The sequence below is a fragment of the Actinomadura sp. HBU206391 genome (assembly GCF_014323665.1).
In the GTDB taxonomy this organism is placed as follows: Bacteria; Actinomycetota; Actinomycetes; order Streptosporangiales; family Streptosporangiaceae; genus Actinomadura_C.
On record NZ_JABVEB010000074.1, the window covers coordinates 20,109 to 28,846 of the forward strand.

Here is an 8,738-nt window from a genome sequence, read left to right on the forward strand (position 1 = left end):
GCCACCCCCCGTGCAGAGGACACCAAGAGACGATGTGGAGACGTGCTCGCACCAACCCGCCGCCCGAGACCCCGCCGCCGGACACGCCACCGGCGTCAGGCGGCCTCGAGGACCTGATCGGACTGGTCGCCCGCGGCGACACCGATGCCTTCGAGCGCCTGTACGACGAGGTGACCGGATCGGTCTACGGCCTCGTCCGCCGGGTCGTACGCGACCCGGCGCAGTCCGAGGAGGTGGCCCAGGAGGTGCTCGTCGAGGTCTGGCGGACGGCCGCGCGCTTCGATCCCGAGCGCGGTGGGGCGATGGCGTGGATCATGACCTTGGCGCACCGCCGGGCCGTCGATCGCGTACGGTCGGCACAGGCCGCCGGTGAGCGCGAGGAGCGGGTCGCGCGGCGGTCGGCCGAGGTGCCCTACGACGAGGTCGCCGAGAGCGTGGAGAATCGGCTGGAACGGGAGCGGGTACGGCGCTGCCTCGGCGGGTTGACCGATCTGCAACGGGAGTCGGTCGCGCTGGCGTACTACGGGGGGTATACCCATCGTGAGGTCGCCGGCCTGCTGAGCGTGCCGCTCGGCACCGTCAAGACCCGGATGCGCGACGGGCTCATCCGGATGCGCGACTGCCTGGGGGTGGAGCGATGAGAGACGATCTCCACACCCTTGCCGGGGCCTACGCGTTGAACGCGCTGCCGGACGAGGAACGCAGGCTCTTCGAGAGCCACCTGGACCGGTGCGCCGACTGCGCGGCGGAGGTGCGGGGTCTGCACGCCACCGCCGTACGGCTCGGTACCGCCGTGGCCGAGTCGCCACCTCCCGGGCTGCGTACGGCGGTGCTCGCCCGGATCGGCGAGGTCCGCCAGCTCGCCCCGGTACCGGCGGGCAAGCCGGCACGGGGCGAGGGCCATGCGGTGGCCGGGTGGCGCGTCCGCCGGCCGCGATGGCGGCTGCGCCTCACCGCCGGGCTCGCGGCCGGCGTCGTGACGGCCTCGCTGGTGGTGGCGTTCTTCCAGGGCATCGAGGCGAACCGGGCGGAGCAGCGGCTGCGGCAGATCGAGGCGGCCAACCGCGCCGTCGCGGCGGTGATCTCGGCTCCGGACGCCCAGAAGGTGCAGGACCCGGTGACCGGCGGCGGGACGGCGACCGTCATGATGTCCCGGTCCCGCGGGCAGATGGTGGTCACCACCGAAGGGCTCGGCCGGCTGCCCGCGTCCCGGGCGTACGCACTGTGGATGATCGGCGACCACGGTGTGGTGCCGGCAGGGCTGCTCAGGCCGGACGCCGCGGGCCGTACCGCTCCCGTCGCGGCGGGCGGGCTGGGCGAGTTCGACCGGGTGGGGATCACCGTCGAGCCGGCGACCGGATCTCCCCAGCCCACGACCGAGCCGATCGTGACGCTCCGGTTGACGTGATCGGGGGTTGACGCGATCGGGGGTTGACGTGATCAGGGGCCCGGCCCGGGAGGGCCGGAGCAGAACGATCAAGGGTCCGATCATCGCGAGATGACCGGACCCTTGATCACTGCATGGGGTGAGTGAGGGGACTTGAACCCCCGACTCCCAGGACCACAACCTGGTGCTCTGCCAACTGAGCTACACCCACCATGGCCGGATCACGACCCGGCCTGAACAGTGTAGCGGGTCCAGTGGGGAGTTTCTCCAGCGCTTATCCGGAGCGATCGCCCGCTGCGACGATGTCCGCCGCGACGGCGCGGGCGGTCTCGGAGTCAGGGCCGGGCATGGGCACGAACAGGGCGGCGCGGTAGTACTGGAGCTCCCGGATGCTCTCGGTGATGTCGGCGAGGGCGCGGTGGCCGCCCTTCTTGTCCGGGCTGGCGAAGTAGACCCGCGGGTACCACCGGCGGGCCAGTTCCTTGATGCTCGACACGTCGACCATCCGGTAGTGCAGGTGGTCGTCCAGAGCGGTCATGTCGCGGGCGAGGAACGACCGGTCGGTGGCGATCGAGTTGCCGCAGAGGGGGGCCTTCTTGGGGTCGGGCACGTGACCGCGGATGTAGCTCAGCACCAGGTCCTCGGCCTCGGCGACGGTGACCCCGCCGGGCAGCGCCTTGAGCAGCCCCGAGGCGGTGTGCATGTCGCGGACCACCTTGGACATCTGGGCGACGGACTCCTCCGGTGGCTTGATCACGACGTCGACGCCCTCGTCGAGGATGTTCAGCTCGCCGTCCGTCACCAACGCGGCGATCTCGATCAGTGCGTCGTTGCGCAGATCGAGTCCCGTCATCTCACAGTCGATCCAGACCAGCAGGTCGTTCATGCCCTTTACCCTAAGGCCATAAAACGGCTCGCCGGCCTCCTACTGGGCCCTGAGCGAGCTCAGCAGCAGATCGAGATCGCCCTGGTTCACATGGCTGTCGGGGATCGACACATAGAAGGTGGCCGGCCGCTTGCCCGAACCACGCTCCACCGTCACGATGACGATGGTCTCCTTGGTGAAGTTCCAGTTCCTCGACCGGGCCTGCGGGAAGCTCAGCTGGACCTTGTAGTACCAGGCGTTCTTGCCGCTGACACTGTAGGACTTCGAGTCGAGGTCGAGCTTGGTGTTGGGCTGTGGATACGACGTGGGCTCGACGGCCCTGAACAGGTTCTTGGCGGCGCTCTCCAGATCGTTCGTGCTCACCGTCGAGTTGAGTTCGCCGGAGTAGACCGAGGCGACGTACCGGCTGTTCGCGCCGTTGTAGTCCCTCTGCACGGTGGCCACCGCCCCGCGGGTGAAGCCGAGCTTGCCGAGGCTGTCGGTCGACGAGACGGATGTGGCGCGGTCCCAGGTGCCGCCGAGCTCGGGATAGGACAGCCCGGCCTGAGTGTCGGAGACCAGGCCGACGGTCGGGGACGTGCCCCCGCCGGGCACGGGCGTGGTGGCGGAGGGGGCCGGTGTGAGGGCCGTGGTGGGGCTGGTCGTCGGGTCGGGGTCGCCGCCGGACCGCGAGGCGACCAGTATCACGGCGATGAGCAGGACGACCACCACGAAGCCGCCGCCGGCGAGCCCCAGGATCAGGCCGGTGTTGTTGCGCTCGGGTGGCTTGCCCGGTGCGGGCTGCCACCCGTACTGCTGCTGCGGTGCGGCGCCCCAGCCCGGCCCGGCGCTCGGCGACGCCCATTCGGGCTGGGCCTGCTGCGGCTGCTGGGCGTACTGGCCCTGCTGGCCGAAGGCCTGAGGCTGCTGCGCGGCACCCTCAGGGGGCTGTCCGGGAGGCGTCTGCTGTGACGCGGCGTCGTCCCACTCATCGGTGGGCTGTGTCGCCTGAGTCCATTGACTGCCATCCCAGTACCGCTGAAGTCCCGGCGTGCCGTACGGGTCGCGGTACCAGCCGGGGGGCACTTGGCCGGTCATGGAGGAGAGGGTACGCGTATGAGGTCACAATGGTGTCAACGGGGCGGGATGTGATCGGCTCGGTACCGGATGTGTTCCGGTAGCGCGATTCCGGCGCGCAGCCGGGGGTCGGGAACGGGATCGCCGAACTCCTGCCGGACGGGCAGCACGCCGGCCCAGACGTCCAGTTCGTAATCCTCCTCGTCGTCGGACGGGGGAGCCTGCCGCATCTTCACCGACGCCTCGTCCAGTGACAGCGCGAGCACGGCGGTGGCCGACAGCTCCCGCCGGTTCGGCCTCCGTACGACGTCCCACTGTCCTGGAGCCAGCCGCTCCGAGATGGCCCGCAGCGCGATGAGCTTCTCATCCGGATCGACGACCGGGCGCGGGACGGTGTAGATCATCGCGCTTCGGTAGTTCACGGAGTGGTGGAAGATCGAACGGGCGAGCACGATGCCGTCCAGGTGCGTGACGGTCACACAGATCTCGCCGGTCGCCGCGCTGCGCAGGCTCTGCGCGCCGGTGGAGCCGTGGACGTAAAGGGTGTCGCCGTCTCTGCCGTATCCGGTCGGAACGACCATCGGTGATCCGTCGAGCACCAGGCCGAGGTGGCAGATCATGCCGGCGTCGAGGACGTCGTACAGATCCTTCCGGTCGAGCCGGCCGCGATCGCGTGCGCGGCCCAGGCGGGTGCGGGCCGTGGGTGAAAGGTCCCTGGTGTTCATGGCCCCTTACGGTAGGAGCCGAGTGGACCTGGTGAAATGGCCACTCAGCGCGAGAAGAGGAAGACCACTTGTCCGTGCACATCGCACGTGCCCGGCCCGGGCTGCCGCTGGCCGTCGACCGTGCCGCCGTGGAGCCGCTGAGCGCTCAGCTGGTCGGTCAGCTCCGTACGGCCATGCGTGACGGCCGGCTGAGAGCGGGGGAGCGGCTGCCGTCGAGCAGGGCGCTCGCGGGCGAGCTCGGGGTGAGTCGTACGGTCGTGACCGCCGCGTACGAGCAGCTCTACGCCGAAGGATGGCTGGAGGGGCGGCACGGTTCGGGCACCTTCGTCGCCGACGTGCGAGCCGATGTAGAGGTCGACGCGCACGTCGATGTCCGGTCGGATGGACAGGCCGACGTGCGGGCCGATGTCCCCGCTGATCTACGAGCCGGCGTGGAGGGCGGCGGGCATGCCGATGCGCACGCCGACAGGCCGGCCGCCGAGGGGCGGGTCGTGTCGCCGATGATCGATCTGCGGCCGGGGGCGCCGTGGGCGGGGGCTCTCGACACCCCCGCGTGGCGACGGGCCTGGCGGCTGGCCGCGACGGTTCCTCCGGTGACCCGGCCCGGTTCGTACGGACTGCCGAGGCTCCGAGCCGAACTCGCCAACTATATGCGGCGCGGCCGGGGAATCGGCTGCCCGGCCGAGCGGGTCCTCGTGACACGGGGGGCGACCAACGGGCTCGACCTGCTGGCCGCCACGGTGGTGCGACCGGGCGATCGCGTGGGCGTGGAGGAGCCGGGCTACTCGGACGCCCGGTCGGTGCTCGCCGCTCGCGGCGCGAAGGTGGTGCCGTGCCCGGTCGACGAGCACGGCCTGATCGTCGACGCCCTTCCGAGCGACCTGCGGCTGGTGTACACGACGCCGTCCCACCAGTACCCGCTCGGCGGCGTCCTGCCCGTGCCGCGACGCCAGGCGCTGCTGGCGTGGGCGCGCCGCACCGGTGCGCTCATCGTGGAGGACGACTACGACAGTGAGTTCCGCTACGACGTCGCGCCGCTGCCCGCCCTGTACGGTCTCGATCCCGACGTGGTGGTCTATCTCGGTACCACGAGCAAGAGCCTCACGCGCGACGTGGGGGTCGGGTGGGTCGTGGCCAGGCCCGAGCTGATCGAGGGCATGGCCGTCCGCAGGGAGCAACTGGGCGACCGTACGGCGGTCGTACCGCAGGAGGCGGTCGCCATCCTGCTGGAACGCGGGGATCTCGACCGGCACGTGCGCCGCATGCGGGCCGAGTACGCCCGCCGCCGGGCCCTGGTCGTCGACCTGCTGGACGGGTTCGTGCTGCGCGGCGACACCGCCGGGCTGCACGTGGTGGTCGAGCTGCCCGCGCACGTGGCCGCTCAGGTGGTCGGGGACGCCGCCCGCCATGGCGTGCGCCTGGACCCGTTGGAGCGCCACTACGCCGAGCCCGCCGGCCTGTCCGGTCTGGTGATCGGCTACGGCTCCGAGCGTCTTTCGGCGCTCAGAACCGGCTGCTCGCTGGTTCGGGAGTCGATCCTGCGGCCGGCCCGGCCGCCGTTCCCGGCAGGGTGAGCCTGCGCGCCATCAGGGGTGTCACACCCGCGCCGGCATCGGGCGGAACCCGAGGGCGAGGGATCTCCGCTACGGGCGTCTCGGGGCCGGTGATCTTGCGGATGTCGATGCCACCGGGATCCGGGCCGCCCGCGCCGGGCACCTGGGAGTAGCCGAAGTGCCCGCCCTGCGCCCACTTCCGGCGGTTGCGCGGAGAGTGGTAGGCCTGCGGAGAGGGCAGCGGCGGCCCGGCCGGCCAGCGCCGCGCCACTCCCCATGAGTCCAGCCAGGACATGATCGAGTCGAGCGACTTGAGCGGCCCGTCCGTGAAGGGGTCCCGCGAGCTGCCGACGACCATGATCTGGACGCAGACACGGCCTTCGCGGCCCACGAGCTCGTCGAGGAGCCCGCCCGCCCGGGTCATCGGCACCAGCTGGACGACCTCGCCCACGTACGGGTTCCACACCAGGTGCGGCGCCCGGGACTCCCGTGCCAGGCTCTGTGCCGCCGATCGCGCGGAGACGATCCGTGGATCCGTCCCGCTGGTGAACCAGACGGCGCGGGGAGCGCCTCCCTTCATGGCACCGCCGTCAGCCTTCGCCGTCATCCGTCTTGCTCCCGCCAGCCACGCTTCGGCCACGGTACGTTCCCCCCAATCGGGCGAGGTCATGTCCCGAATTGGTCTAGTTCTCGTTCGTAGCCCAGTCGGACGGACAGTCCAGTACGGCACTACCAGCGGGTTTCGACACTTATCGACCATGCCGTCGTCTTAGATACCACTCTGATACTTCGTCGACCGCTGAGGCGTACCCTGTCCAAACCCAGATTCCACCTGCGGACGCCGTCTTCCTTGGGCCGGTTTTCGCCAGCGGGGCCGTTCTATACTCCGTTTGTGCAGGTCAATCCGCATTCCACATGGCTGAACCGGGTTTGTTCCGTCGGCCGGAACCGGCCGGAAGGCCCCATGCGCGGGTACTTTCTGCTAGCAGGGAACGGTTCGCCACGAAAGCCGAAGCGCGTTCTAATAGGGCGTCATGACGGTTGACGCTGAGCTTTCCGCCGGGCCGCCCGGCATTGATGTCCCGCGACTGGCGGACTGGCTCCGCCAGGAGCTGCCGGAGGCGGGCCGGATCAGCGCGGTGGAGCTGATAGCGGGGGGCCGGTCGAACCTGACCTACCGCATCGACCTCGCGGCCGGTGGCGGGTCGGACGACGGCCGGACCGGTCGGGCCGATGGAAGGGCGGGCCCCCACCGGACGACCGACCGGAACCTCGGGGACCACGGCGGTGCGGTGCGGAGCGTCGTCCTGCGCCGCCCGCCGCTCGGTCATGTGCTGCCCACCGCGCACGACATGGGGCGGGAACACCGCGTGCTGTCGGCTCTGTCGGCACGTGGTGCCGTGCCGGTGCCCCGGCCGCTGGCGTTCTGCGCTGACGAGGGCGTGATCGGCGCCCCGTTCTACCTCATGGAGTACGTCGAAGGCCGGGTGCTCCGTACCGTCGAGGACGCCGTGGACGTGTCGCCTGCGCAGGCCGGGGAGCTCAGCGAGCGGCTCGCCGAGGCGCTCGCCGCGATCCACCTGCTCGACATCGAGGACGCGGGGCTGTCGGACTTCGGCCGCCCGGCCGGCTACCTGGCTCGCCAGCTCACCCGCTGGGGCCAGCAGTGGGAGCGGTCGAAGACGCGTGAATCGCCCGAATGCGAGCAGCTCGCCGAACGGCTCGGCGCCCGGTTGCCCGCCGACGGCATCTCGGGCCTGGTCCACGGCGACTTCCGGCTCGACAACGCGCTCACCCGGCTCACGCCGCGCACCGAGATCGCCGCCATCGTCGACTGGGAGATGTCGACGCTCGGCGACCCGCTCTCCGACCTCGGGCTCACGCTGGTCTACTGGGCCGACGCGGGCGATGAGGAGCGGCTGCGGATCCCGGTGGGCTCGACCGTCACCAGCGCTCCAGGATTCCTGACCCGTCGCCAGTTCACCGACCGCTATGCAGAGCTCACCGGATTCGACCTGACCGACCTGGACTTCTACGTCGCGTTCGCCTCGTACAAGCTCGCGGTCATCCTCGAGGGCATCCATGCCCGGTTCCTGCAGAAGGCGACCGTCGGGGACGGCTTCGAGGAGATCGGCGACTCGGTGCCCGTGCTCGTCGAACGGGCCCATCGCGTCCTCGACGCCCGTTCTCCGTGGTGAGCCGCTAGCCCGTGGTGAGCCGCTAGAAGGGGTCACAGTCCCAGGACACGGGGGCGCTCACGCCGCCGGGGGAGAATGTGACGCTGCCGGAGTGGTCGTCGCTGTCGCCTGGTTCGCAAGGTGTCACCGCGGTGATCGTCGTGGACTGGCCGTTCTTGAGCGGCCCGCCTCCCGAGGCGCCGACCCCGCCGCTCGCCCCTGTGACCGACCAGTTCACGTTGCCGCCCTGAGCCGTGATCGTGAGCTGGCAGGGCTCGCCCTCGTCGACATTGCAGCCGCTGACGGTGATGGTGCCGGGCCGAGGCTGGATCGTCGGCCGCCTGGTGGTCGGGCGTGAGCTGGGGCGCCTGGAGGGTGTGGGCGTCGGTCGCGAGGTAGTGGGCGTGGGGGTCGGAGACGTCGTGGTGGGGGTCGGAGTCGGCTCCGGGGACTCGCTCTCCGGTTCGCTCGGCTCGACCGAGGCGGGGTCGCTCACGTCGGGTGCGGCCGCCGCTCCGGGCGAGGAGCCGCCGCGGGGGCTCTCCTTGGACGAGCTCGGCAGCCAGATGAAGCCGGCCCCGACCATGAGCAGGACACAGGCGGCCGCCGCGACGGCCGGCCAGAGCCTGGCGGTGCGGCCGCCGGTCCGGGTGTCACGACGAGGTGCGGCGTCGACCGGTACGGGCCAACCGAGGTGGTCGAACGGCTCGGCCCACTCGGCGATGTCCGCGCGTTCCTCGGCGAGCCCGGGAGAGGTCGCGGTGGTGAACACCCGCGCGGGCAGATCGCTGGGCATGAGCGCCACTGGTAGCACCTGGATCAGGCGCGCCGCAGAGTGACGCTGGTCGCGCCGCTCGCTACAGGTGGGACAGGTCCTGATGTGCCTGATCAGTTTGCGGCACACGCCGGGGCTCAGCGGCCATTCCCGGCTGACCACCAGGGCGGACACGCTCG

Annotated in this window: 8 protein-coding genes, 1 tRNA gene and 1 pseudogene; 4 read left to right on the plus strand and 6 right to left on the minus strand. The window is 70.9% G+C overall.

The window, feature by feature from the left end:
• Nucleotides 1–32: 32 nt before the first annotated feature.
• Both HKK72_RS21200 and HKK72_RS21205 read left to right on the plus strand, forming a co-directional pair.
• A complete protein-coding gene (locus tag HKK72_RS21200) occupies nt 33–641 on the plus strand; it encodes a sigma-70 family RNA polymerase sigma factor (RefSeq protein ID WP_187236144.1) in 609 nt (202 codons plus the stop codon).
• Entirely contained in the window at nt 638–1,408 is a 771-nt protein-coding gene (locus HKK72_RS21205) for an anti-sigma factor domain-containing protein (RefSeq protein ID WP_187236145.1), read from the plus strand. Before HKK72_RS21200 ends, HKK72_RS21205 begins: the two co-directional genes overlap by 4 nt.
• Nucleotides 1,409–1,522: 114 nt before the next feature.
• Here the strand turns inward: HKK72_RS21205 and HKK72_RS21210 are convergent.
• From HKK72_RS21210 to HKK72_RS21225, 4 genes are all read right to left on the minus strand, one after another.
• Nucleotides 1,523–1,598, minus strand: a tRNA-His gene (locus HKK72_RS21210).
• 63 nt (nt 1,599–1,661) lie between these two features.
• Entirely contained in the window at nt 1,662–2,273 is a 612-nt protein-coding gene (gene orn / locus HKK72_RS21215) for an oligoribonuclease (RefSeq protein WP_187236146.1), read from the minus strand.
• Between the two features lie 39 nt (nt 2,274–2,312).
• Nucleotides 2,313–3,350 (minus strand): DUF2510 domain-containing protein, encoded by a 1,038-nt coding sequence (locus HKK72_RS40000; protein WP_222720954.1) that lies wholly within the window; start codon nt 3,348–3,350, stop codon nt 2,313–2,315.
• A gap of 35 nt (nt 3,351–3,385) precedes the next feature.
• Nucleotides 3,386–4,054, minus strand: a complete 669-nt coding sequence (locus HKK72_RS21225) for a pyridoxamine 5'-phosphate oxidase family protein (RefSeq protein WP_187236147.1) — start codon at nt 4,052–4,054, stop codon at nt 3,386–3,388.
• Between the two features lie 74 nt (nt 4,055–4,128).
• Here HKK72_RS21225 and HKK72_RS21230 point away from each other — a divergent pair, with 74 nt between their 5' ends.
• Nucleotides 4,129–5,628, plus strand: coding sequence for a PLP-dependent aminotransferase family protein (locus tag HKK72_RS21230; protein WP_315987367.1), 1,500 nt, complete (start codon nt 4,129–4,131; stop codon nt 5,626–5,628).
• Here the strand turns inward: HKK72_RS21230 and HKK72_RS21235 are convergent.
• Entirely contained in the window at nt 5,558–6,214 is a 657-nt protein-coding gene (locus tag HKK72_RS21235) for a hypothetical protein (protein WP_187236148.1), read from the minus strand. The genes HKK72_RS21230 and HKK72_RS21235 overlap by 71 nt on opposite strands.
• A gap of 427 nt (nt 6,215–6,641) precedes the next feature.
• On the opposite strand from HKK72_RS21235, the gene HKK72_RS21240 reads away from it, so the two are divergent.
• Entirely contained in the window at nt 6,642–7,805 is a 1,164-nt protein-coding gene (locus HKK72_RS21240) for a phosphotransferase family protein (protein ID WP_187236149.1), read from the plus strand.
• 22 nt (nt 7,806–7,827) lie between these two features.
• Here the strand turns inward: HKK72_RS21240 and HKK72_RS21245 are convergent.
• Nucleotides 7,828–8,738 (minus strand): annotated as a pseudogene (locus tag HKK72_RS21245) (hypothetical protein); the annotation flags it as partial.

Bases quoted from the DNA above. Each gene is read 5' to 3' on its own strand.
- HKK72_RS21225 (WP_187236147.1), bottom strand. From the start codon at position 4,054: ATGAACACCAGGGACCTTTCACCCACGGCCCGCACCCGCCTGGGCCGC.
- orn (WP_187236146.1), bottom strand. From the start codon at position 2,273: ATGAACGACCTGCTGGTCTGGATCGACTGTGAGATGACGGGACTCGAT.
- HKK72_RS21240 (WP_187236149.1), top strand. From the start codon at position 6,642: ATGACGGTTGACGCTGAGCTTTCCGCCGGGCCGCCCGGCATTGATGTC.
- HKK72_RS40000 (WP_222720954.1), bottom strand. From the start codon at position 3,350: ATGACCGGCCAAGTGCCCCCCGGCTGGTACCGCGACCCGTACGGCACG.
- HKK72_RS21200 (WP_187236144.1), top strand. From the start codon at position 33: ATGTGGAGACGTGCTCGCACCAACCCGCCGCCCGAGACCCCGCCGCCG.
- HKK72_RS21235 (WP_187236148.1), bottom strand. From the start codon at position 6,214: ATGACGGCGAAGGCTGACGGCGGTGCCATGAAGGGAGGCGCTCCCCGC.
- HKK72_RS21205 (WP_187236145.1), top strand. From the start codon at position 638: ATGAGAGACGATCTCCACACCCTTGCCGGGGCCTACGCGTTGAACGCG.